This window comes from Aminobacter sp. LjRoot7 (assembly GCF_964252895.1).
Taxonomy (GTDB): Bacteria; Pseudomonadota; Alphaproteobacteria; order Rhizobiales; family Rhizobiaceae; genus Aminobacter; species Aminobacter aminovorans_B.
The window spans coordinates 1-24,064 of the sequence record NZ_CAXUPX020000004.1; the positions used below are offsets into that span (position 1 = coordinate 1).

A 24,064-nucleotide genomic window follows, 5' to 3' on the forward strand; every position below is an offset into this window, starting at 1 on the left:
TCAGGCGAAAGCATCAGAAGCGTGGTCGTCTACTGATGAGCGGCATCGCATATGAGGTCGACGTAAGTTCGCTCGACGAGCTGTCGCCGCGCGACCTCTATGCGATGCTGAAAATGCGGCTCGACGTCTTTGTCGTCGAGCAGAAATGCGCCTTCCCCGAAATGGACGGCAAGGATCCCGAGGCGCTGCACCTCAGGCTGCTTGCCGGCAAGGAATTGCTGGCAAGCACGCGCATCATTGCCCCGTCAGGCGAAGACGATCCGGCCTATATCGGCCGGGTCGTGGTCTCGCCGGATCATCGCGGCAAGCGGCTCGGCGACAAGCTGATGGCGGAGTCGATCGCCGCTTGCGAGCGGCTGTTCCCGGGCCGGCCGATCGCGCTGTCGGCGCAGAGCCATCTCGAGAAATTCTATGCGGCATTCGGCTTCGACACGGTGTCGGAGGAATATCTGGAAGACGATATCCCGCATATCGACATGCTCAGGCCTGTCTCACGCGTTAGCGCCTGACGGCGGGGCTCACTCCAACCAGGTCGTTTCGAAGGCGCCGGCGACATGCAGGTCGGTCGTCTCCAGCCGTCCCGGCCCGAGATTGGCGAATTTGTGCGGCGTGTTCGCCGGCGCGACCAGGATCTGCCCGGCCTCCGCTTCGATCGTCTCGTCCCCAACGGTGAACAGCGCCCGGCCGACACGAACGATGAAGACTTCCGGATAGGGATGGGTGTGGAGCTTGGGGCCGCCGCCGACCTTGTCACTGCTGAAGAACACGACAGAGACGTCCGCTCCGTAGGCAGCGCCCTGGAATTCACCGTGCCAGACGTCGGGCTTTTCGGCCCATTGTTCGCGATTGATCAGATGTGCCATGGTCTGCCTCCGTTCGACGTGCCAGACCATAGCCAAAGATATGCTTCCCGGAACAGTGCCTGAAATGACCGAAAACGCCCCCATCATCTATGTCGATGCCGATGCCTGCCCGGTGAAAGACGAGGTGGTGAAGGTCGCCGAACGGCTGGACCTCGTCGTCACCTTCGTATCCAATGGCGGCCTACGCCCATCACGCGATCCGATGATCCGCAACATCGTCGTATCAAAGGGCGCAGATGCCGCCGACGACTGGATCGTCGAGAATGCGCGCGCCAACGACATCGTCATCACCGCAGACATTCCACTCGCCGCGCGCACCGTGGCCCTCGGCGCTCATGTGCTCGGCCCGACAGGCAAGCCGTTCACGCCGGAGACCATTGGCATGGCGGTCGCCATGCGCGATCTCAAGCAGCATTTGCGCGAGACCGGAGAGAGCAAGGGCTACAATGCGTCCTTTGCACCGCAAGATCGCTCGCGCTTCCTCGGCGCGCTCGACCAGATGGCGCGGCGAGCCCTGAGGGCGGTGCAGCCGTCATGAAGCCGTTCGGGCGCCATTTCATCTTCCTGGCAAGCGCCGGTATCGGAGTGGTGGCGCTCGCCGTGGCAATGCTGCTCCAGCACCCGCTCAGCTACAGCATCGCCGCCAATGCATTCTTCGCCACCTACATCCTGCTGGTTCTGCGCGAGATGCCGAGATTGACGGCGGACTTCCTCAGCCGGCGTGCCCAGCAGGCCGACGAGCCGATCTGGATCATCTTCCTGGTGACCATCGGCATCGTCGTGGTGGCCGTCGGCTCGCTGTTCGTCCTGATGAACGCCAAGCAGGTGCCGCATCCCTCCTGGCTGGCGTTTTCGCTGCTGTCGCTGCCGCTCGGCTGGCTGACCATTCACGCCATGGCGGCCCTGCACTATGCCCGTCTCTACTGGAAAGGCGACAGCAAGGCCGATGCCACTTCGACGCGCAGCCGCAAGCCCGTCGGCGGCCTGATCTTTCCCGGCACGGAGCGTCCCTGCGGTTGGGATTTTCTCTACTTCGCCGTGGTCATCGGCATGACGGCGCAGACGGCCGACACCAACATTTCGTCGACGCACATGCGCCAGGCAGCATTGGTCCATTCGATCCTGTCGTTCTTCTTCAACACCATCATCGTCGCCGCCGCCGTCAACCTGGTGGTCTCGCTCGCGAGCTGAAGCGGCTCACGCGAATATCATCGCGGCAGCGAAACAATTCCCGGCGCCCAAGCGTAATCCTCTGCAAAGGGGCGTAGAATGGCGCGCCCCGCGATGGCGGAGATCACGCGTTATGGAAAGCCACGCACGCATGCTGCAGCAGGCCAATGACGGGCCCGCGCCGAGCACTCATGGCGAGTTCGTCTACCGCCAAACACGCTGGACGCGCCTCACCCATTGGGTCTGGGCGCTGTCGCTGTTCTTCCTGCTGTTGAGCGGCCTGCAGATCTTCAACGCCCACCCAGCGCTCTACATTGGCAAACAGTCCGGCTTCGGCTTCAGCAACGACGTCCTGGTCATTGGTGCCGAAAATAGCGCAACGGGACCAGTCGGTTACACGACAGTCCTCGGGAACAGATTCAACACGACGGGCGTGCTCGGGCTGTCGGGTTCGGCCGCTAATCCAAGTGCGCGTGCGTTCCCGGCATGGGCAACGATCCCCTCCGGCCAGGATCTCGCCACCGGCCGCGTCGTGCATTTCTTCTTTGCCTGGGTGCTGTCAGGAACGCTGCTCGTCTGGGTCGTCGCCAGCCTGTTCAACGGTCATCTGCGCCGCGACCTGGCACCCCGTATGGAAGATCTGCGCCGGCTGCCGAAGGACGTCGCCGACCACGCCAGGCTGAGGTTCCACCACAGCCGCGACTACAACACGCTGCAGAAACTGGCCTATGGCGGGGTGCTGTTCGTGCTTCTGCCACTGATGATCATCACCGGCCTTGCCATGTCGCCAAGCATGAATGCCGCCGTGCCATTCCTCGCCGACCTGCTTGGCGGACGCCAGACCGCGCGCACCATCCATTTCGTCACCATGGCGCTGCTCGTCGGCTTCTTCGTCATCCACATGCTGATGATCCTTGCGGCAGGCCCCATCAACGAACTGCGCTCGATCGTCACCGGCTGGTATCGCATCGATCCGCCGCAGCGCGACCGTCGCGAAGGGAGCGCCTGAGATGCCAAAATTCCAGCTCAACCGTCGCCGCTTCCTCACCGCTGCCACTCTCGGGGCGTCGACAGTCGCGCTCTCCGGCTGCGACGCATTCGACTTCCTCGCCGATCGCGACAACGGCGTGCGCAACGTCCTGGAAGGCTCCAATGGCCTCACCTATCGCGTCCAGCGGATGCTCGCCGGCCGCGACTCGCTCGCCCAGGAGTTCACCGAGGCCGACATTCGCCAGCCGCAACGCCCCAACGGCATCACCGCGCCCGATGACAGCGTCTATAAATCCCTTCATTCGGGCGACTTCGCCGATTGGCGGCTGGAGGTGACGGGCCTTGTCGAAAAGCCATTGTCGCTTACGCGCCAGCAGCTGATGAACATGCCCTCGCGCACCCAGATCACTAGGCATGACTGTGTCGAGGGCTGGAGCTGCATTGCCAAATGGACCGGCGTGCCGATGGCGCTGGTGCTCGACGCCGCCGTGGTCAAGCCCAATGCCGGCTACGTCGTCTTCCACTGCCTCGACACCATCGAGCGAAGTCTCTCAGGCGAAGTCAAATATTACGGCTCGATCGACCTGGTCGACGCGCGCCACCCGCAGACGATCCTCGCCTATGGCATGAACGGCATGCCGCTGCCGGTCGAGAACGGCGCGCCTCTCAGGGTGCGCGTCGAGCGCCAGCTCGGCTACAAGATGCCGAAATACATCCACAAGATCGAACTCGTCGACGGCTTCGGCGCCATGGGCCTTGGCAAGGGCGGTTATTGGGAAGACCGCGGCTACGACTGGTATGGCGGCATCTGACCGAAAGCCGTCAGTGCCATTTATGTCTACGTATTTTCAATAACTTGGCCGATTTTCCGGATCTAGCGGTTGCGCATTCGGGCTCGCTGGCCGATGCTCGCATCCCTGCCGCCAAACAGTTCGCGGCCCAAATCCAATACACGACAGGAGGCCCTTCTGGTGTCCGACACCACGAATATCTATGAACAGACCCCCGACCTCGACACCATTGGCGGACGCCTGTCGCGGGCCCGCGAAGCGAGCGGCTTGAGCGCTTCCGAACTTGCCTGGCGCCTTGGGGTCAAGACCGCCACAATCAATGCCTGGGAGCGCGACCGTTCCGAGCCCGGCGCACATCGCATAGCGAAGCTGGCAGGCCTGCTCGCTACCAGCATTTCCTGGATCCTGCACGGCGTCGGTCCCGCTCCGCGCGAAGACGACCTGTCCGCAGCCTCGGTCTCGCTGCAGATGGAACGGCTTAGACGGCTGCATCGCCAGACTGGCAACCTGATTGGCCAGCTCGAGCGCGACCTGCGCAAGCTGGAAAGTGCCGGTACCTGAGACGGACCACCCGGAAGTATTGGTTGGGACTATCCATCCGGTGAATAAGAACTGCGCTTCTAGGTGACAAAGCGTCGTCGGTGGGATATTGACGACTCGTCTGGGGCCTTTGCGGGCTCCACCTGTTTGCGGGAGAGAGCAGCGAAAGCTGACGCCGAAGGGGAAATCGCCCGAAATCTCTCAGGCAAAAGAACCGTAAACGGGAAGGACACTCTGGAAAGTCGGGACTTTGATCCCGCGCCGAAGGTGTAAGCGCTGCCGACAGAGTTCCGGAGCGCGAGTCTCTCAGGCTTCAGACAGAGGGGCACGGAATGGCCGCCACAGCGGCTGGACACGTGCGACTCTGGAGAAGACATGACGGGCGACCATACAAACCAACTACCCCTTGCAGACCTGCATACAACAGCTGGTGCGCGCTTTGGCGCATTCGCCGGCTGGAACATGCCGCTGACCTATCCCGCCGGCGTGATGAAGGAGCACCTTCACACCCGCGAGCATGTCGGCCTGTTCGACATTTCCCACATGAAGCTGTTCCTGGTCACCGGCCCCGGTGCAGCGGACCTCATCAACCGCGCCTGCCCGCTCGATGCGCGCGCGCTCGATACCAGGCAGTCGAAATACACCTTCTTCCTGACCGAGACCGCCGGCATCATCGATGACCTGATCATCACCCGCCTCGGCGACGAGCGCTTCATGGTGGTGGCCAACGCCGGCAACGCCGCGACCGACGAAGCGCATCTGCGCGCGCTCGCCAAGGATTTCGATGCGACGATCGAGCCGCTCGACCGCGTCTTCATCGCGATCCAGGGTCCTGAAGCTCCTGCTGTGCTGGCAAAGGCCGGCATCGCCACCGACGAGCTGTTCTTCATGCAGGGTTTTGAGCCCCGCGCCAACTGGTTCATGAGCCGCTCGGGCTATACCGGCGAGGACGGTTTCGAGATCGGCCTGCCGGAAGCCGATGCCCGCGAACTGCTGGGCAAGATTCTGGCCGACGAGCGCGCCATGTGGATCGGCCTTGCCGCCCGCGACAGCCTGCGCCTCGAGGCCGGCCTGTGCCTGCATGGCAACGACATCACGCCTGCCAACGACCCGGCAAGTGCCGGCCTGATGTGGGCGATCCCCAAGGACTTGCGCGCTGACGGCGCCTTCATCGGTCGCGCGGCGCTTGCAACGATCCTCGCCGACGGCGCCACCGAAAAGCGCGTCGGGCTCAAGCCGGAAGGCCGCCAGCCGGTGCGCTCCGGCGCCGAGCTGTTCGACGCCGACGGCAATCTGATTGGCCGCGTCACCTCTGGCGGCTTCGGCCCGTCGGCCGGTTTCCCCGTTGCCATGGGCTACGTCTCCGCTTCGCTGGCCAAAGCCGGCACCCGCGTCTTCGCCGACGTCCGCGGCACCAAGGTGCCTGTCGACGTCCATTCCCTTCCCTTCACGCAGCATCGCTACCGCAAAGGATAATTTCCATGACCAAGACCTATTTCACCGAAGACCACGAATGGATCCGCGTTGAAGGCGACATCGCAACCGTCGGCATTACCGACTACGCCCAGGAACAGCTCGGCGACCTGGTCTTCGTCGACCTGCCGGAAGCCGGCCGCAAGCTCGCCAAGGGCGACGTCGCCGTTGTCGTCGAGTCGGTCAAAGCCGCTTCGGACGTTTACGCGCCGATCGACGGCGACATCACCGAAAGCAACGCAACGCTCTCTTCCGACCCGGCGCTCGTCAATTCGGCTGCCACCGGCGACGGCTGGCTGTGGAAGATGAAGATCGCCAATGCGGGCCAGCTCGACGGCCTGATGGATGAAGCGGGCTACAAAGCCCATATCGGTTGACAGGATCGCCTGAGATGACCACCGCACCCTATCCCTTTTCGGCCCGCCACATCGGGCCCGGTCCCAAACAAACCCGCGCCATGCTGGCCGCCATCGGCGTAACCTCCGTGGAAACGCTGATTTCGCAGGCGGTACCGAGGTCGATCCGGCTCGACCGCGCGCTCAACCTGCCGGCACCTGCCAGCGAACATGAAGCGCTTGCCGAGCTCGGCGAGAAGATGGGCCGCAACAAGGTGCTGAAGAGCTTCATTGGCGCCGGCTATCACGGCGTCAACGTGCCTCCGGTCATCCAGCGCAACCTGTTCGAGAACCCGGCCTGGTACACCGCTTACACGCCTTACCAGGCCGAAATCAGCCAGGGCCGGCTCGAGCTGCTGTTCCACTTCCAGACGCTGGTCGCCGAACTGACCGGCCTGCCCGTCGCCTCCGCCTCGCTGCTCGACGAAGCAACCGCAGTCGCTGAAGCTGTCGGCATCGCGCTGCGCCATCACCGCGACAAGCGCAGCCGCGTCGCTCTTGCCGGTGCAGCGCATCCGCAGGTTCTCGATGTCGTGCGCACCCGCGCTGAGCCTCTTGGCACCGAGATCGACGGCGAGACCATCGACGACAACACCGCAGCGCTGATCGTTTCCTGGCCCGACACCAACGGCGTCTATGGCGACCACAAGGCAGCGATCGAGAAGGCCAAGGCCGTCGGCGCCATCGTCATCTTCGTCTCGGATCCGCTCAGCCTGACCGTCACCGACACGCCTGCCAGCCTTGGCGCCGACATCGCCACCGGGTCGATGCAGCGCTTTGGCGTGCCGATGGGCTTTGGCGGCCCGCACGCTGCTTATTGTGCCGTCTCCGACAAGCTGACCCGCCTGATGCCGGGCCGCCTCGTCGGCCAGTCGGTCGACAGCAAGGGCCGTCCCGGCTATCGCCTGGCGCTCCAGACTCGCGAGCAGCACATTCGCCGCGACAAGGCGACGTCGAACATCTGCACCGCGCAGGCCCTGCTCGCCAACATGGCTGCGTCCTACGCCATCTGGCACGGCTCGGTCGGCCTGCAGGCGATCGCCGAGCGTGTCCATGCGCTGGCGAGCCGTCTTGCCGAGAGCCTGAAGGCCGCCGGCCTGTCGGTGCTTGGCGACAAGCGTTTCGACACCGTCACCATCGAGGCCAAGGGCAAGGCCGAGGCCTTTGCCGCCGAGGCCGAGAAGACCGGCCGCCTGCTGCGTGTCATCGACGCCGACCATGTCTCGGTCGCCTTCGACGAGACCTCGACCGCTGCCGATCTCGAAGCGATCGCAACCCTCTTTGGCGCCAAGGTCATAGCCGAGGCCAAGCGCTCGCTGCCGGGCCAGCCGCGTGGCAAGGAGTTCCTGACCCAGCCGGTGTTCCACCAGAACCGTTCGGAAACCGACATGATGCGCTTCCTGCGCAGGCTGGCTGACAAGGACCTGGCACTCGACCGCGCCATGATCCCGCTCGGCTCCTGCACCATGAAGCTCAATGCGGCCGCCGAAATGATGCCGGTCAGCTGGCCTTCGGTCGCCAACCTGCATCCGTTCGCGCCGACCAGCCATTCGCTCGGCTATCGCGCGATGACCGATGACCTCGAAGCATGGCTGTGTGAAATCACCGGCTTCGACGCAGTCAGCCTGCAGCCGAACGCCGGCAGCCAAGGTGAATATGCCGGCCTGCTGGCCATCCGCCGCTATCACCATTCGCGTGGCGAGACGCAGCGCAACATCTGCCTCATCCCGTCCTCGGCGCATGGCACCAACCCGGCAAGTGCTGCGATGGCCGGCATGGACGTGGTTGTCGTGCACTGCCTCGAAGATGGCGACATCGACGTCACCGACCTCAAGGTGAAGGCCGAGCAGCACGCCGACAAGCTCGCGGCGCTGATGTTCACCTACCCCTCGACGCATGGCGTGTTCGAGGAAGGTGCGCGCGACATCTGCGAGATCGTCCATGCCCATGGTGGCCAGGTCTATTTCGACGGTGCCAACCTGAACGCGATGGTCGCACTTTCGCGGCCCGCCGACATCGGTGCCGACGTGTGCCATATGAACCTGCACAAGACGTTCTGCATTCCGCATGGCGGCGGCGGCCCCGGCATCGGCCCGATCGGCGTCAAGTCGCACCTGGCACCGTTCCTGCCAGGCCATGTCGAAATCGGCAGCGCGCATGCGGTCTCGGCGGCTCCCTTCGGCAGCGCCTCGATCCTGCCGATCACCTGGATGTACATCCGGATGATGGGCGCTTCGGGCCTTAAGCACGCGACGGAAACGGCGATCCTCAACGCCAACTACATCGTCAGCAAGCTCGAGGCGCACTATCCCGTGCTGTTCAAGGGCCGCAACGGCCGTGTGGCGCATGAGTGCATCCTCGACACCCGCGTGCTCAAGGAGCGCGCTGGCATCTCGGTCGAGGACATCGCCAAGCGCCTGATCGACTACGGCTTCCATGCGCCCACCATGTCGTGGCCGGTTGCCGGAACGCTGATGGTCGAGCCGACCGAGTCCGAGCCGAAGCACGAGATCGACCGTTTCTGCGAAGCGATGATCGCCATCGCCAACGAAGCGGCAAAGGTCGAAAAGGGCGAGTGGCCGAAGGATGACAATCCGCTGGTCAACGCGCCGCACACAGCGACCGAGACGCTGGCAGGCGAGTGGAAGCACCCCTACTCGCGCCTCGAAGCGGCCTATCCCGGCGGCGATCCCGACACTGTCGCCAAGTACTGGCCGCCGGTGTCGCGCATCGACAACGTCGCCGGCGACCGCAACCTGGTCTGCGCCTGCCCGCCGCTGAGCGAGTATCTCGGCGCCGCCGAGTAAGCTGACCCGGCGAACACATCAATCGGCGGCGCACCTCACGGGCGCCGCCGATTTGACTCATAGCCTGTCGGCTTAGGCTGCAGCGTACGCCGAAATAGCCCTTCGTCAGAGATCGGACGGGTGGCCCAACGGGGTCGGGCTACGCAACTTTGATGCAGTGTTCAGTTCGGGAAACTCGTTCAGTATCGGTACGACAGTCTCGACAAAAATGTTTCCCATGGCAATTCCCACCGCCGTCCTCAACTCAACAAAGTCTTTGTCGGAGATCTTGCCTTGGCATTCCAAAAGAAGGTCGTTGAGCAGAACTCTACTTTCTACCGCTATATCAAGAAGGCGTTCGAATGCCTCTCGCCTCTCCATCGCACTCTCCGACTCTTGGCTTTACCTTGTAAATCAAGCTCTCGCATCGCGACATCAAAGGCAACCATCTCCCGTGTGCCTGTGCAGCCCCGGAGTGAGCCCTGCATCTGAAAGTCAGAATGTCGTCGGGTTCGCCGATGCTATCAGGCAAACAGCAGTTCCGGCTCGCGATAAGCCCCGCTGCCCGCGCCTTCGGCAGTAGCAACCCGGTTGCGGCCGGCGCGCTTGGCGGCGTAGAGCGCCGCATCGGCGCCAAGCAGCATCTGTTCGACCGTGCGCGGTTCATCGTCGCCGAAGCACACGCCGACACTGACCGTGCTCCTGAGCGGGCCGAGTTTCGTGCCGACGACTTCGGAGCCGAAGGATGCACCGATCTTGCGCAAGACGTCATAGACCTCCAGCGTGCTCATTCCCGAAATGACGATGGCAAATTCCTCGCCGCCGAGCCGGAACACCTCGACGCCGTCGCGCGCTTGTCTTCTGACGACATCGGCGAAACGCTGGAGCACCCGGTCGCCCACGGCATGGCCGAAGACATCGTTGGTCCGCTTGAAGTGGTCGAGATCGGCCATGGCGAGCGCCCGGCGCTCACCGAACTGCGTGTCGCCATGCAGCGAGGTGAGCGCCCGGCGGTTCATCAGCCCCGTCAGCGGATCGGTCAGCGTTTCCTCGGTCAGCCGGCTCTGGGTGCGCAGATGGTGGAACGAGATGGTGAGCGCGCCAAGTGCGGTCATGCAGGCAACGACCACGACAGTATTGACGTCCTCGGCCCAGTTCCTGGGCACGCTGCCGAGCACCCACTGCTTCTGCTGCACGATGACGAAGGCGCATAGCGCGAAGGATATGGCGCTGCTGCCGGTGAGCAACGAGACCGGGGCCAGCACGCGGCGGTCGACTTCCTTGCTCGTCCAGAACGCGGTCGCGGTCATGACGAGGATGGCTGTCACCGCCGAATAGGCGATGACGAAGCCGATGCCGTCGAAGCCGGCGGCAGTGACCACGACCGTCAACGCGATGATAGCTGCGATCGGCATGGCGGCCGGTTTCGACCAGCCACGTTCGATGTACTGGTCGGCGGAGGTGAAGACCACGAAGAAGCCGGCGACCAGAAGCGCCAGCATGCCCTGCCCCAGCCACGGCGAGGCATGGCGGCCATATAGCCAAAAGGCGATGACATGGGTGACGAGAAGTAGTATCCCCACCGCCATCGTGAGCACGAAACGGGACTGACGCGCCGTCAGCCAGATCGCGACGAGCGTTCCGCTCAGACACGCACCGGACAGGGCTGTGGCGAGCAACAAGGAACCGAAGTCAAGCACGGGGGCGCGGCCTTCCTGATGTCCGAATGTTCGGGCAGCAGTTATTGGACATTCCGGGTTAGCCGCAACCTTACACAGCCGCCGCCATCACCAGTTGAGTGCTGCGATTTCGGTTAGCGTTTACGAAAGGTTGCGCCGACCCTGCCAATTCGGGCATATCGAACAGGCCGTGTACGAACAGATCAGGAACTGTTGCGGGCTCGGCAAAACTGGCAAACTCGACAAGTGATTCGCAGCTCGGAAAAACCGTATTGAGCATGGACGACAGCAACGACCTTTTCGGCAACCTCGGCAATCAGCCCGCGCGTCCCGTATCCCGTCCGGTCGATCCGCTGGTCGCGGCGGCGGCTGCGGCAGCGGCCACGAAGCGCCCTGCTCCGGCTAAGGACGCCAGCGACAGCTACAACGCGTCCGACATCGAGGTTCTCGAGGGCCTGGAGCCCGTCCGTCGTCGTCCCGGCATGTATATCGGCGGCACCGACGAAAAGGCGCTGCACCATCTCTTCGCCGAAGTCATCGACAACTCGATGGACGAGGCGGTGGCTGGCCATGCGACCTTCATCGAGGTCGAGCTCGACGCCGAAGGCTTCTTGACCGTCACCGACAACGGCCGCGGCATTCCTGTCGATCCGCATCCCAAGTTCAAGAACAAGTCGGCGCTCGAGGTCATCATGACCACGCTGCATGCCGGCGGCAAGTTCGACTCCAAGGTCTACGAGACCTCGGGCGGCTTGCACGGCGTCGGCGTCTCCGTCGTCAACGCACTGTCCGACCAGCTCGAAGTCGAGGTGGCGCGCAACCGCAAACTGTTCCGCCAGCGTTTTTCGCGCGGCGTCCCGCAGGGCGGGCTGGAAAGTCTCGGCGACGTCCAAAACAGGCGCGGCACCAAGGTGCGCTTCCACCCCGACCCCGACATCTTCGGCAAGGGCGCGCATTTCCTGCCGGCCCGCATCTACAAGATGGCGCGCTCCAAGGCCTATCTCTTCGGCGGCGTCGAAATCCGCTGGAGCTGCGATCCGGCCCTTATCAAGGAAAAGGACGAGACGCCTGCAAAGGCCGTGTTCCATTTCCCCGGCGGTCTCGGCGACTATCTCAAGGCCTCGCTCGGCAACGAGATGCAGGTCACCCGCGAAATCTTCTCGGGCAAGAGCGAGAAGCAGAGCGGCCACGGCTCGGTCGAATGGGCCGTCACCTGGTTCGGCGGCGACGGCTTCATCAATTCCTACTGCAACACCATCCCGACCGGCGACGGCGGCACCCACGAGATGGGCTTCCGCAACATCCTGACGCGCGGCCTGCGCGCCTATGCCGATCTCGTCGGCAACAAGCGCGCCTCGATCGTCACCAGCGAAGACGTGATGATCTCGGCTGCCGGCATGCTGTCGGTGTTCATCCGCGAGCCCGAATTCGTCGGCCAGACCAAGGACAAGCTGGCGACCGTCGAGGCGATGCGCATCGTCGAGACCGCGATCCGCGATCCGTTCGACCATTGGCTCGCCGACAATCCGCAGGAAGCCTCGAAGCTGCTCGACTGGGTGATCGCGCGCGCCGACGAGCGTGTGCGCCGCCGCCAGGAAAAGGAAGTGTCGCGCAAGAGCGCGGTGCGCAAGCTGCGCCTGCCGGGCAAGCTGGCCGACTGCACGCAGAACGCGGCAGCAGGTGCCGAACTGTTCATCGTCGAGGGTGACTCGGCCGGCGGCTCGGCCAAGCAGGCGCGCGACCGCTCGATGCAGGCGATCCTGCCGCTGCGCGGCAAGATCCTCAACGTCGCCAGCGCCGGCAACGACAAGCTGGCGTCGAACCAGCTGATCGGCGACCTGATCCAGGCGCTCGGCTGCGGTACGCGCTCGAAGTACCGCGAAGAAGACCTTCGCTACGACCGCGTCATCATCATGACCGACGCCGACGTCGACGGCGCCCACATCGCCTCGCTGCTGATCACCTTCTTCTACCAGGAGATGCCCGAGCTCGTCCGTGGCGGGCACCTCTATATGGCGGTGCCGCCGCTCTATTCGATCCGCCAGGGCGGCAAGGTGGCTTACGCCCGCGATGACGCCCACAAGGACGAGCTTATGCGCACCGAGTTCACCGGGCGCGGCAAGATCGAGATCGGCCGCTTCAAGGGCCTTGGCGAGATGATGGCCTCGCAGCTCAAGGAAACGACGATGGACCCGAAGAAGCGCACGCTGCTGCGCGTCGAGGTCAATGAGAGCGAAGACGACACCAAGAGTGCCGTCGACGCGCTGATGGGCACCAAGCCGGAGCTGCGTTTCCGCTTCATCCAGGAGCGCGCCGAGTTCGCCACCGCGGACGCGCTCGACATCTGATCCGAGTTCTTGATTGAGAGCGGCCCGCCGTCAGGCGGCCGCTATCGCCAGGGCATGGCCACGGGCGTTTTCACGCAGGGCCTCGAGATGGATCGACTTCACCAAGGAGGCCATCTCGCCTTCGGCAGCCTGGCCGCCCAGTTCCTTGAGCATCAGCCAGCTGACTTCCTGGGCGCCGGCGACACGGCGGCCATTTGCCACCTCGCGCCAGATCTTCAGCGCCCGCAGGATGATCGCGTGCGTCGCGTCGGCAAGGCCGGCGGAGCGGAACAGCGCGGTCAGCGCGACATCCTGGCCGGCAGACAGCAGCGCCCTCACCCGTGGCTCATCGCGACCGGTCAGAACGACCAGGGCCGCGCCGAAGAAATCGACCTTGCCATGAGCAAGGATGCGGATGATGAAGCTCGCGGTCAGGTCGCCGCGCAGCCTGAGATGCTCGACCAGCGCCATATGTTCGTTGGCGCGCGTGCCTTCGATCAGCGTCAGCGAAGACTTGACGCAGGCGTCGCGCGTCACCTTTTCGGCGCGCGCGGCACCCATCAGTGCCAGGACGAAGGGTGAGGCCTTCAAGGCTTCGCCGAGCTTGACCAGCAGCAGGTGCCGGCAATCGGACGGCAGGCGCGGATCGGCGACCAGCGCCTCGCGCACACGCGCATCATGACCAAAACGCTCGGCCATGCGGCGGAAGCTCAACGAGGCGATGTTTGCCCCGTAGTTCTGTAGCAGGACGACGCAGGCCTGGGCTTCGCCGACTTCGGCGATCGCGGCCGAAAGCGACATCGAGACGACAGGCCGGTCGGCAACAAGTTTCTGGATGGCGATCGACCCCGATGCGACGCGGTCGATGAGATCGGCATCGGTCAGCAAGGGCGAGCGCGCGAGCACCACGCCAGCGACGTCGGGCTGGTCGGCGGCAAGTGCGGCGATGATCTGGAGCGGCGCATGGATGCTCATCGAAAGCGCCTCGGCCAGCGCCTGGCGCACCTTCGACGACGGGTCGTCGAGCAGCAGAGTCAATGCCGCTTCGGCGGCACAACGATCCTCGAACGGCATCTCGCGATTGACATAGGCGCCCGCCAGAGCAGCAGCCGCGGCGGCCCGTTCGCCGACCTTGGCTGTGTCCATCCATTTCAGAAAATGCGAAACGACCATCCGCTCTTCTTCGCCCCTGGCAGCAAGCGCCCAAACCCAATGACGACCGTAGGAAGAAAAGGTTTACGAACGGTTCACCATATCCGTTAACCCGCTTGCCGGGCAGCGAGGCAGCGCCTATCAAATCCGCACAACAGGAGGAGTTGCCGATGGCTGGACTGTATCTTGAGGAATTCGTCGTCGGCCAGGTGATCCGGCATCAGCTTACCAAGACCGTCACCGAGAGCGACAACATGTTCTTCTCGACGATGACGCTCAACCCGCAGCCGCTGCACATCGACTTCGACTTCGCCGCCAAGAGCGAATGGGGCAAGCCTTTGGTCAATTCGCTGTTCACGCTTGGCCTGATGATCGGCATTTCGGTGCACGACACGACGCTCGGCACCACCATCGGCAATCTCGGCATGACCGAGACCACCTTCCCGCACCCGGTCTTCCACGGCGATACGATTCGCGTCGAGACGGAGGTGCTGTCGGTGCGCGAATCGAAATCGAAAACCGATCGCGGCATCGTCGAGTTCCTGCATTGCGCCTATAATCAGGACGGCGCGCTCGTTGCCAAATGCCAGCGCCAGGCGATGATGAAGAAAAAGGCGGCCTGATGCGCTCGCTGCTGTTCGTTCCAGGCGATTCCGAAAAGAAGCTCGAACGCGGGTTTTCCTCCGGCGCCGACGTGGTCATCGTCGATCTCGAGGATTCGGTTTCACCCGACAACAAGGCGCATGCGCGCGGCGTCGCCGCCAATTTCATCGCCAGCAAGCGCAACGAGACCCGCGCGTCGATCTATGTTCGGGTCAATGACCTTTCGACCGGGCTCACCGACGACGACCTCAGGGCGATCGTGCCGATCGCGCCCGACGGCATCATGCTGCCGAAGTCGAACTCCGGCGCCGACGTCCAGCATCTCTCAACCAAGCTGCGAGTGCACGAGGCGGAAAACGGCCTGCCGGACGGCGCCATCAGGATCATCCCGATCATCACGGAGACCGCAGCCGGCGTGCTGGCGACCGCAAGCTACGTCGGCGCAAGCGCCCGCGTTGCCGGGCTGACCTGGGGCGCGGAAGACCTTTCGGCGGCTATCGCTGCACGTGCGGCGCGCGACAGCGGCGGCCGCTACACCGACGTGTTCCGGCTTGCCCGGACGATGACTGTCCTGGGAGCGGCAGCAGCCGACGTTGCCGCAATCGACACCGTCTTCGTCAACTTCAGGGATAGCGAAGGCCTGCGCGCCGAGTGCCTCGAGGCCGAACGCGACGGCTTCACCGCCAAGATGGCGATCCACCCGGACCAGGTCGCCATCATCAACGAAGCGTTCACGCCGACCGCCGAGGCGGTGGCCCACGCGGCTTCCGTCATTGCCGCCTTCGAAGAGGCGGGCAATCCGGGCGTCGTCGGCATAAACGGCAAGATGTACGACCGGCCGCATCTGAGGCTCGCACAGCGCCTGCTGGCTCGGGCACGCGCCGCCGGTGTCGTTGGCTGAGGTTCAGTCTTCCCAGCGCGGCCGGCGCATCGAGAATATGGCGTCGATTGAAGAGTAATCCATGTAGCCGAGGCGCGAGACATTGCCGGCCTTGACGACATCGAACAGCCCGTCGGTCAGATAGGCCTCGTCGATGTGGATACCGACAACTTCGCCGATGACGACGATGGCGCCGGTCTCCTTGCCGTCCAGGCCCTTGGGCCGGAAGATCTCGGTGACCTTGCATTCCAGCGCCGCGGGCGCTTCGGCAACGCGCGGCGGCCCGACAAGCCGCGATGGCACCGGCGTCAGGCCGGCATAGTCGAACTCGTTGACACCGCGCGGCGCGTTGACCGAGCTCTTGTTCATCTTCTCGGCAAGGTTGCGCCCGACGAGATTGGCGACGAACTCCCTTGTTTCGCCTGCAAAGGTAGCACTGTCCTTCTGGCCCTCGGAGGAAAACCACACCATTGGTGGCTTGCCGGACAGCGCGTTGAAGAATGAATAGGGCGCGAGATTGACCGCCCCATTCTCGCCTATCGTCGAGATCCAGCCGATCGGCCGCGGCGACACCAACGCCTTGAACGGATCATGCGGCAGGCCGTGGCCATTCGACGGCTCGTAGAACACGTACCTAGCCCTCCCATGGCCCGGCGTAGTCGGAATAAAGTTTTGCCACGTCAGGGCGTGGGCGCTCCTGTCCAGCACCATCATAGGAGCCGATGTGAACGAAGCCAACGACACGCTCATGCGGTGCCAAGCCCAGCAGCGCCCGGCCCTCTTCGCAATCCGAATACCAGTTGGTGATCATGTTGGTACCATAGCCCAAAGCGTTGGCTGCGGTGATCAGGTTCATCGCCGCCATGCCGCCCGACAGGAACATTTCCCATTCGGGAATCTTGGGGTGCTCCTTGGGGCTCGACACCACGCCGATGACCAGCGGCGCGCGCGAAAAACGGGCGAGCTCCTGGTTGCGTCGGCCTTCCGGCAGCGGCCCTTCCCGGCGCTCGGCAAGCTCCGCCAGCTTCTGGCCGATCCCGATGCGCGCATCGCCACGGTAGAGGATGAAGCGCCAGGGCTCCAGCCGGCCGTGATCGGGCACGCGGCTTGCCGCCGCCAGAATGGTCGCGATCTCAGCGTCGGACGGTGCCGGCGCGCGCAGTTCGGGGATCGGCGCGGAATTGCGGGTAAGCAGGAAGTCGATGATCGGCGATGTCACGGCGCGGGCACTCCTTGGATGTTGGGCTGAAGCGCCTGTCCGTAAATGGTGGCTGCTCTGGCATCGGCGCAGTGCGGTTGAGAATCCATCGCGCCGGAATAGCCTTGAAATTGCCACCGCCTTGCGCTTCAAACAAGGGATGCTGAGGGGATCCTTCCGACTTTTCGCGCCGATTCTGGCTGTTGCGCTGCTCGCTGTGCAGCCTGCGGCCGTTTTCGCGCAGGATGGTGCTGCGGCCATCGATGGCCTCAGCCTTCCCGGCATATCGAGTTTTGCCTCGCCGCGCGGCGACGAGCCGCTGGCAACGGGCGCGCTTGGCGAAATCACGCTGACCGCGCAGCTGACCGACAAGGGCAGCGACATCGGCCGTGGCCTAGTCTGGCGTGTGTTCAGCCCCGAGGCCGGCCCGGACGGCAAGCTGCCTTTGGTGGCCTCGGCGCAGGGCGGTACGAGCATGTTCCAGCTGCCGCCCGGCAGCTATCTCGTCCATGCCTCCTATGGCCGCGCCGGCGCCACCAAACGCATCACTGTCGGCAAGCAGGGCAAGCGCGAGAGCCTCGTACTCGACGCCGGTGGCCTCAAGCTCGATGCCGTCCTTTCCGGCGGCGTCCGCATCCCGCCGGCCAAGCTCAAATTCTCGATCTTCGAGGCCGACGCCGGCAGCGACGGCGAACGCGCGCTGGTCATCCCCAACGTCGCGCCCAATTCGGTGGTGCGGCTCAATTCCGGCACCTATCACGTCGTCTCAACCTATGGCAGCGTCAACGCCGTCATCCGCTCAGACATCCGCGTCGAAGCCGGCAAGCTGACCGAAGCGACTGTCGAGCACCGCGCCGCCGACGTGACCTTCAAGCTTGTGCGCGAAGCCGGCGGCGAGGCCATCGCCGACACCTCCTGGTCGGTGCTGACGGAGTCAGGCGACCCGCTGCGCGAAGCTGTCGGCGCCTTTGCCTCGATGGTGCTGTCGGAAGGCGACTACACCATCATCGCCAAGAACCGCGACCGCATTTACCAGCGCGACTTCACCGTCGTTGCCGGCCGCAACCAGGACGTCGAAGTCGTCGCCTCCGAAGACGCGGCGATCGACCCCAACGAAGGCGCCGACTAAGCACCTTCTCGGGCGACCACACCATCACCGCCAAGAACTACGACCGCATCTACCAGCGCGACTTCACCGTCGTTGCCGGCCGCAACTGGGAACTCGAAGTCGTCGCCTCCGAAGACGCCGCGATCGGCCCGCCAACTGAGCTCCTTCTCAAGCGACTACGAACTCTCGGTTGCATTCGGCGCGCCACCAGCACTCTCGCCGGCTCGGCGATCTTCGTCACCCGTTGAGTAGCCTTCAAACAATCGTTGCAGATTTACTACAGCCATTCAGCAAACATGCGAACGTAGAAGCTTTGCGGCGAAGCAAATGAGAATCCACAACTTTGACGATTGATTCCCCACCTCAAATAAATCATGCCCTAAATTAGAAAAATCAGCATGGGTTCTGACGCCTTCTGCCTGAAGGAGTTAGAGGGGGCAATGACTGGATTTGCGAAGGCAACTGCTGCGTGCGGTCGCGCGCTTTGTGCATTTTCGACCACATTCTTTCTGACATTATTGACAATCGCCGTGCTGCTGATTGCTTCGCCAAACGAAGCAAGGGCAGATACGGCCTGCGCCTTCAGCATTGGGCCGGTGCCCTACGGGGCCGTCAACTTCACCTATATTCAGAGCGCGACAGTAAATTCGGCGGACCTCTACGCCTGCGATACAAACTATCCAGGTGTCGACAGCGGCCTGACTCCGAAGCCGCAACCCCTGGTCGGGCTTGGAGCAACTACGCAGGGCGGTACATTCAAGGCCGTAGAGAATGCCCTCGACAACACCGTCACCTACAGTGCCCCACCGGGATTCGCCGGCACCGACACCTTCACCTTGCGCTACTGCGATCTGCCTGGCTGCAGCGGCCTGCGCATCGCGACCGTCACCGTCACCGTGCTGTCGAATGCACCGACCGTCACGTCTATCAGCCCCACCTCCGGGCCGACGGCGGGCGGCACGCCAGTCGTCATCACCGGCACCAACTTTACCGGCGCCACCGCCGTAACCTTCGGCGCCTCCGTAGCGACCGGCTTTACGGTCGACAGCGCAACCCAGATCACCGCCACCAGCCCGGCAGGAACGGGAACCGTGGACGTCACGGTCACGACACCAGAAGGCACCAGCGCCACATCGGCGGCCGATCAGTTCACTTATGTCGCTGCACCGACGGTGACGTCGATCACCCCAACCGCCGGGCCAACGTCTGGCGGCACGACGGTCATCATCACGGGAACCAACTTTTCCGCTGCCAGCGCCGTAAATTTCGGCGGCACGGCAGCGACAGGCTTTGCAATCAACAGCGCAACCCAGATCACCGCCACCAGCCCGGCGGGGACCGGGACCGTCGACGTCACTGTCACGTCCCCTGGCGGCACCAGCGCCACCACGGCAGCCGATCAGTTCACCTATGTTGCCGCGCCGACCGTCACATCGATCAGCCCGACTGCCGGTCCAGCGGGCGGCGGCACGTCAGTCACGATCACCGGCACGAATTTGTCTGGCGCAACCGCCGTAACCTTCGGCGGCGCAGCAGCGGCAGGCTATTCCGTCAACAGCACAACCCAGATCACCGCAACCAGCCCGGCCGGAAGCGGGACCGTCGATGTCAGGGTCACGACGGCTGGCGGCACAAGCGCCATTTCGGCGGCCGATCAATTCACCTATGTCGCCACACCGATCGTCACGTACGTCAGTCCCTGGTTCGGACCAACGGCGGGGGGCACAACAGTCGCCATCTCAGGCACGAACTTGTCCGGCGCCACATCGGTAACCTTCGGTGCCGTATCAGCGAGCTTTACCGTCATCAGCGCAACCCAGATCGCCGCGACCAGCCCGGCGGGCGCGGCGGGAACCGTCGACATCACGGTCACGACGCCTGGTGGCACCAGCGCTACCTCGGCGTCGGATCAGTTCACCTATGTCGCGCCACCGACAGTCACGGCTCTGTCTGCCAACCGGGGCAGCACAGCAGGCGGCGGTTCGGTGACCCTCACCGGCACCGGCTTTACGCACGCCACCGATGTCACCTTTGGTGGCGCTACGGCGGGCTTCATCGCCATCGACGACACCAACATCGTCGTCTTTTCGCTTCCGGCGCATAGCGCAGGCCTCGTCAATGTCGTCGTCACGTCGCCTGGAGGCGCGAGCGCAGCTGCCGCGGCCAATGAATTCACCTATATCGCACCGCCTACCGTAACAGCAGTCAGCCCAACGTCAGGGCCAACAGCAGGTGGCACGAGCGTCATCCTGACCGGCACCGGTTTTACGGGTGCAACCGACGTAAACTTGGGCGCAGCCGCCGCCACTTTTGACGTGAACAGCGACACCCAGATCACCGCCACCAGCCCTGCGGGTAGCGCTGGCACGGTCGACATCACCGTCCGGACCGTTGGCGGCACGAGCGCCACCTCGGCGGCCGATCAGTTCACCTATGTCGCGCCGCCGACAGTCACCTCGATCACTCCGACATCGGGACCGGCCTCCGGCGGCACATTCATCACGATCACAGGCACCGGTTTTACCGGGGCAACCGCCGTAAGCTTCGGCGGCACGGCAGCCACCAGTTTTACTTTCATCAGCCCCACCCAGATCACCGCGACCAGCCCGGCGGGATCTGGGACGGTGGATGTCCGCGTCACCGCAGTTGGCGGCACAAGTGCCGTCTCTGCAGCCGATCAGTTCACCTACATCCCAGCGCCCACCGTCACGTCGATCAGCCCCACCTCCGGGCCGACAGCAGGCGGAACGACCGTGGTCATCACAGGCACCGGTTTTTCCGGTGCCAGTGCCGTGACCTTCGGCGCCACGGCAGCGACCGGCTATACGGTCAACAGCGCAACCCAGATCACCGCCACCAGCCCGGCGGGAACAGGTACCATCGATGTCAGGGTCACGACAGGTGGCGGCACCAGCGCCACCTCGGCAGCTGATCAGTTCACCTATATCGGCGCACCTGTTGTCACCTCGGTCAGCCCCACCTCCGGACCGACATCAGGCGGCACGACAGTCACAATCACAGGCACTGGTTTTACCACCGCATCCGCAGTGACCTTCGGTGCCACGCCAGCAGCTGGCTACACCATCAACAGCGCCACCCAGATCACCGCGACCAGCCCGGCGGCATCAGCTGGAACCGTCGACGTCACCGTCGCCACGGTCGGCGGTACAAGTGCCACCTCCGCAGCCGACCAGTTCACCTATGTCGCGCCGCCGACCGCCGGCAATGTCAGCGCCACCGTGGCTCATAGGTCGACCAACAATCCGATCACGCTGGCGCTGGGCGGCACCCCGGCGACCAGCGTTGCTGTTGCAACACAGGCGACCAACGGCACCGCAACCGCTACGGGAACAACCATCACCTACACGCCGACGGCGGGCTATGCCGGCCCGGACAGTTTTACCTACACAGCAACCAATGTCGGGGGCACGTCGAGCCCGGCCACGGTGACGATCACGGTGAGCCCGCCGACGATCATGGTCGGGCCGCTGACCGTGACCCTGCCCGTCTATGCCACCGCCTATAGCCAACTGATAACCGCCAGCGGCGGCCAGGCGCCTTATGGCTTCGCGGTCACATCAGGCGCCCTCCCCGCCGGATTGACGCTCGCTGCCGACGGGACGTTGTCAGGCACGCCGACTGTTATCGGCAACTTCAACTTCAAGGTGACCGCGACCGACCAGTCGACGGGGCCGGCAGCACCCTTTACCGACAGCCGCACCTACAACGTCACGATCGCAGCGCCGACGCTCACGCTGAGCCCGGCGGCGGGCGCGCTTCCCGGCGCCACCGCCGGCAGCGCCTATTCGCAGACGTTCAGCGCAAACGGCGGCGTTGGGCCCTTCAGCTACGCCATTACCGCAGGCAGCTTGCCCAACGGGGTGACGCTCGACCCGTCGACCGGCGTCCTGGCGGGCACGCCGACTGCGGCGGGCACGTTCAACGTCACCGTGACCGCGACCGACGCCGGCAGCTTTACAGTCGCGAACCCCTATTCGCTCACGGTGGCGGTACCGACGCTGACGATCGGCGGCACGCTGTCCGATGGTGTGGTCGGGCAGACCTACAGCCAGACGCTGACCGCGAGCGGCGGCGTCGCGCCCTATTCCATCACGCTCCAGTCGGGGACGTTGCCCGCCGGGCTCACCCTGTCCGCTGGCGGCACGCTGTCGGGCACACCGACACAGGGCGGCAGCTTCAACCTTGTGATCCGCGCCACAGACAGCAGCACCGGTTCCGGCCCCGCCATTGTCGATCGCAACTTCACCCTGGTGATCAACGCACCGACAATCACGGTCACGCCAACGACGCTGCCCAACCCCACCGTCGGCATAGCGTACACTCAAAGCCTCTCTGCCAGCGGGGGCACTGCTCCGCACAGCTTCACGGTCACTTCTGGCGCGATGCCGGCAGGCATGACCCTGTCCACAGGCGGTGTGCTCGCGGGCACGCCGACAGCGAACGGAAGCTTCAGCTTCACGGTGACCGCGACTGACGCCTCGACGGGGACTGGCCCCTTCACCGGCAGCCAGGCCTACACAATCGAGGTCGAGATCCCCCGCGTGACCTTCGTGATCCAGAGCCCGGCGAACGGCAGTTTCACGTTCTCGTCGCCCGAGCCGTCGCTCAACTTCACCATCAATGCCAGCGGCGGGGGTGGCACGTCGGGACCGCTCAACGTGCCGGCTGGCAGCCATGCTATCACCTTCACCATACCTGCCGGCTTTGCGCTTGCCTCCGCCAGCTGCAGCGATCCGCAGTCCTCGCTCAACCCTGCCACCCTGTCCGGCACCATCGCCCTCCAGTCCGGCAGTGACATGACCTGCACCATCGTTGCCGGCGACACACAGCCGACGACGGAGCTGATCGGCGCCTTCCTCGAAGCGCGGTCCGAACTTATCATCGCCAACCAGCCGGATTCCGGTCGCCGCCTGGCGCGCCTGACCGGGGCGTCTCCCGGCGTCGGAGGCGTGTCCGGTTTTGGCCTCGGCTTCACCGATCCGCGCATGCCGTTGGCTCTGCGCTTCGGTAGCGACGAAGCGTCCTTCGCCTACAGCCTGGAACGCTCACGCAGCACGTCCGACGGCGCACCGACAATGACGCTGCCGGCCTCGGCACCTGGCGACGATCTCCAGCGGGATGACCTCTCGGTGGGGCCGGCGCCGGACAGCTTGCCGATGATGCATCTCGGCGACCCTGATACCGGCAAACGCGCCAAGCCCACGCCGTTCGAGACGCTTGGCGTGGCGCCGGAGGCCGAAGGCGACGCCGATCCCCAGGCGACGCCGTTCGACTTCTGGGTCGAGGGCAAGCTCGCGCGCTTCAATGCCTATGGCGCGGACGGCCGCTTCGGCATCCTGCATGCCGGCGCCGACTATCTGGTGACGCCACGCATCCTTGTCGGCCTCGGCCTGCAGCTCGACTGGACCGACATGGAGGCCGATGACGGCGCCACCATCGAAGGCACCGGCTATCTTGTCGGGCCCTATGTCACGGCGCGCCTCACCGAGAACCTGTTCCTCGACGCCAGGGCCGCCTGGGGCCAGTCGTCGAACACCGCCTCGCCGTTTGGAACCTATGAGGACGACCTCGACGGCACGCGCTGGCTGGTCTCGGCGGCACTGATTGGCCAGTACGACATCGACCGCTGGCGCGTCGCGCCAACGGCACGACTGACCTATTTCGAGGAAGGCACGGATGCCTATACCGACGGCCTCGGACTGCCGATCCCCGAAATCGAGATCGCGACCGGCACTTTCGAGTTCGGGCCGAAGGTCAGCTACCGGATGGAGCTGGACAGCGGCATGAGCTTCGAGCCGTTCATGTCGCTCGAAGGCATCTGGACCTTCGAGCAGAAGAACACCGGCACATCGGCGACGTCGTCGCCCGGGCTCGCCGATACCGGCCTGCGCGGCCGTGGCGAGGTCGGCTTCTCGCTGTCGGGCGGCCCTGTCGGCTCATGGTCGGCCTCGGCCTTCTACGACGGCGTCGGCGACGATGATTTCGAATCCTGGGGGGGGAGGCTGAGGTTCAACAAGTCGTTCTGACTTCTGAACCTCTGGGACGAAAAGGGCGGCATCGAGCCGCCCTTTTTGTTTGTCTCAGGCTG

Annotated in this window: 21 protein-coding genes and 1 riboswitch; of the genes, 14 read left to right on the top strand and 7 right to left on the bottom strand. The window is 64.3% G+C overall.

The window, feature by feature from the left end:
- The first annotated feature begins 35 nt into the window (after positions 1-35).
- Positions 36-509, top strand: a complete 474-nt coding sequence (locus ACSQ3E_RS12900) for a GNAT family N-acetyltransferase (protein ID WP_436123355.1) — start codon at positions 36-38, stop codon at positions 507-509.
- A gap of 9 nt (positions 510-518) precedes the next feature.
- Here ACSQ3E_RS12900 and ACSQ3E_RS12905 read toward each other — a convergent pair whose 3' ends face one another.
- Positions 519-863, bottom strand: coding sequence for a cupin domain-containing protein (locus ACSQ3E_RS12905; protein ID WP_436122982.1), 345 nt, complete (start codon positions 861-863; stop codon positions 519-521).
- A gap of 64 nt (positions 864-927) precedes the next feature.
- On the opposite strand from ACSQ3E_RS12905, the gene ACSQ3E_RS12910 reads away from it, so the two are divergent.
- From ACSQ3E_RS12910 to gcvP, 8 genes are all read left to right on the top strand, one after another.
- Complete coding sequence (locus ACSQ3E_RS12910) at positions 928-1,401, top strand: YaiI/YqxD family protein (protein WP_436122983.1); 474 nt, start codon at positions 928-930, stop codon at positions 1,399-1,401.
- Entirely contained in the window at positions 1,398-2,054 is a 657-nt protein-coding gene (locus ACSQ3E_RS12915) for a DUF1345 domain-containing protein (protein ID WP_436122984.1), read from the top strand. Before ACSQ3E_RS12910 ends, ACSQ3E_RS12915 begins: the two co-directional genes overlap by 4 nt.
- 112 nt (positions 2,055-2,166) lie before the next feature.
- The gene (locus ACSQ3E_RS12920; protein WP_436122985.1) at positions 2,167-3,042 is read left to right on the top strand and encodes a cytochrome b/b6 domain-containing protein; all 876 of its coding nucleotides are present in this window, start codon (positions 2,167-2,169) and stop codon (positions 3,040-3,042) included.
- A gap of 1 nt (position 3,043) precedes the next feature.
- On the top strand, positions 3,044-3,835 hold the full coding sequence (locus tag ACSQ3E_RS12925) for a molybdopterin-binding protein (RefSeq protein ID WP_436122986.1): 792 nt from the start codon (positions 3,044-3,046) through the stop codon (positions 3,833-3,835).
- A 159-nt stretch (positions 3,836-3,994) separates the two neighbouring features.
- Complete coding sequence (locus ACSQ3E_RS12930; RefSeq protein WP_436122987.1) at positions 3,995-4,375, top strand: helix-turn-helix domain-containing protein; 381 nt, start codon at positions 3,995-3,997, stop codon at positions 4,373-4,375.
- Between the two features lie 119 nt (positions 4,376-4,494).
- A riboswitch (glycine riboswitch) is annotated at positions 4,495-4,581 on the top strand.
- A gap of 148 nt (positions 4,582-4,729) precedes the next feature.
- The gene (gcvT, locus tag ACSQ3E_RS12935) at positions 4,730-5,830 is read left to right on the top strand and encodes a glycine cleavage system aminomethyltransferase GcvT (protein ID WP_436122988.1); all 1,101 of its coding nucleotides are present in this window, start codon (positions 4,730-4,732) and stop codon (positions 5,828-5,830) included.
- A 5-nt stretch (positions 5,831-5,835) separates the two neighbouring features.
- Positions 5,836-6,204, top strand: a complete 369-nt coding sequence (gene gcvH / locus ACSQ3E_RS12940) for a glycine cleavage system protein GcvH (RefSeq protein WP_154384164.1) — start codon at positions 5,836-5,838, stop codon at positions 6,202-6,204.
- 14 nt (positions 6,205-6,218) lie between these two features.
- Positions 6,219-9,029 carry an aminomethyl-transferring glycine dehydrogenase gene (gene gcvP / locus ACSQ3E_RS12945; RefSeq protein ID WP_436122989.1) on the top strand — a complete coding sequence of 937 codons (2,811 nt, stop codon included), beginning with the start codon at positions 6,219-6,221 and terminating at the stop codon, positions 9,027-9,029.
- 503 nt (positions 9,030-9,532) lie between these two features.
- Here gcvP and ACSQ3E_RS12950 read toward each other — a convergent pair.
- Positions 9,533-10,708 (bottom strand): diguanylate cyclase, encoded by a 1,176-nt coding sequence (locus ACSQ3E_RS12950; protein ID WP_436122990.1) that lies wholly within the window; start codon positions 10,706-10,708, stop codon positions 9,533-9,535.
- Positions 10,709-10,778: 70 nt separating this feature from the next.
- A complete protein-coding gene (locus tag ACSQ3E_RS12955) occupies positions 10,779-10,967 on the bottom strand; it encodes a hypothetical protein (RefSeq protein ID WP_436122991.1) in 189 nt (62 codons plus the stop codon).
- On the opposite strand from ACSQ3E_RS12955, the gene parE reads away from it, so the two are divergent.
- Positions 10,966-13,035 carry a DNA topoisomerase IV subunit B gene (gene parE / locus ACSQ3E_RS12960; RefSeq protein ID WP_436122992.1) on the top strand — a complete coding sequence of 690 codons (2,070 nt, stop codon included), beginning with the start codon at positions 10,966-10,968 and terminating at the stop codon, positions 13,033-13,035. The genes ACSQ3E_RS12955 and parE overlap by 2 nt on opposite strands.
- 30 nt (positions 13,036-13,065) lie before the next feature.
- Here parE and ACSQ3E_RS12965 read toward each other — a convergent pair whose 3' ends face one another.
- On the bottom strand, positions 13,066-14,187 hold the full coding sequence (locus ACSQ3E_RS12965; RefSeq protein WP_436122993.1) for a DUF2336 domain-containing protein: 1,122 nt from the start codon (positions 14,185-14,187) through the stop codon (positions 13,066-13,068).
- 149 nt (positions 14,188-14,336) lie between these two features.
- Here ACSQ3E_RS12965 and ACSQ3E_RS12970 point away from each other — a divergent pair, with 149 nt between their 5' ends.
- Together ACSQ3E_RS12970 and ACSQ3E_RS12975 are read left to right on the top strand one after the other, a co-directional pair.
- Positions 14,337-14,789 (top strand): MaoC family dehydratase, encoded by a 453-nt coding sequence (locus ACSQ3E_RS12970; protein WP_280223169.1) that lies wholly within the window; start codon positions 14,337-14,339, stop codon positions 14,787-14,789.
- On the top strand, positions 14,789-15,670 hold the full coding sequence (locus ACSQ3E_RS12975; RefSeq protein WP_436122994.1) for an HpcH/HpaI aldolase/citrate lyase family protein: 882 nt from the start codon (positions 14,789-14,791) through the stop codon (positions 15,668-15,670). The genes ACSQ3E_RS12970 and ACSQ3E_RS12975 overlap by 1 nt, the downstream gene beginning before the upstream one ends.
- Positions 15,671-15,673: 3 nt before the next feature.
- Here ACSQ3E_RS12975 and ACSQ3E_RS12980 read toward each other — a convergent pair whose 3' ends face one another.
- Positions 15,674-16,279, bottom strand: coding sequence for a flavin reductase family protein (locus ACSQ3E_RS12980; RefSeq protein ID WP_436122995.1), 606 nt, complete (start codon positions 16,277-16,279; stop codon positions 15,674-15,676).
- A 4-nt stretch (positions 16,280-16,283) separates the two neighbouring features.
- Positions 16,284-16,868, bottom strand: a complete 585-nt coding sequence (locus ACSQ3E_RS12985) for a nitroreductase family protein (protein WP_436122996.1) — start codon at positions 16,866-16,868, stop codon at positions 16,284-16,286.
- A gap of 139 nt (positions 16,869-17,007) precedes the next feature.
- Here ACSQ3E_RS12985 and ACSQ3E_RS12990 point away from each other — a divergent pair, with 139 nt between their 5' ends.
- Positions 17,008-17,976 carry a hypothetical protein gene (locus ACSQ3E_RS12990; protein ID WP_310328983.1) on the top strand — a complete coding sequence of 323 codons (969 nt, stop codon included), beginning with the start codon at positions 17,008-17,010 and terminating at the stop codon, positions 17,974-17,976.
- Between the two features lie 358 nt (positions 17,977-18,334).
- On the opposite strand, the gene ACSQ3E_RS12995 is transcribed toward ACSQ3E_RS12990, so the two are convergent.
- Entirely contained in the window at positions 18,335-18,544 is a 210-nt protein-coding gene (locus ACSQ3E_RS12995; RefSeq protein WP_436122997.1) for a hypothetical protein, read from the bottom strand.
- Between the two features lie 7 nt (positions 18,545-18,551).
- Between ACSQ3E_RS12995 and ACSQ3E_RS13000 the strand changes: the two genes are divergently transcribed.
- Complete coding sequence (locus ACSQ3E_RS13000) at positions 18,552-24,002, top strand: IPT/TIG domain-containing protein (RefSeq protein ID WP_436122998.1); 5,451 nt, start codon at positions 18,552-18,554, stop codon at positions 24,000-24,002.
- Positions 24,003-24,064 lie beyond the last annotated feature (62 nt).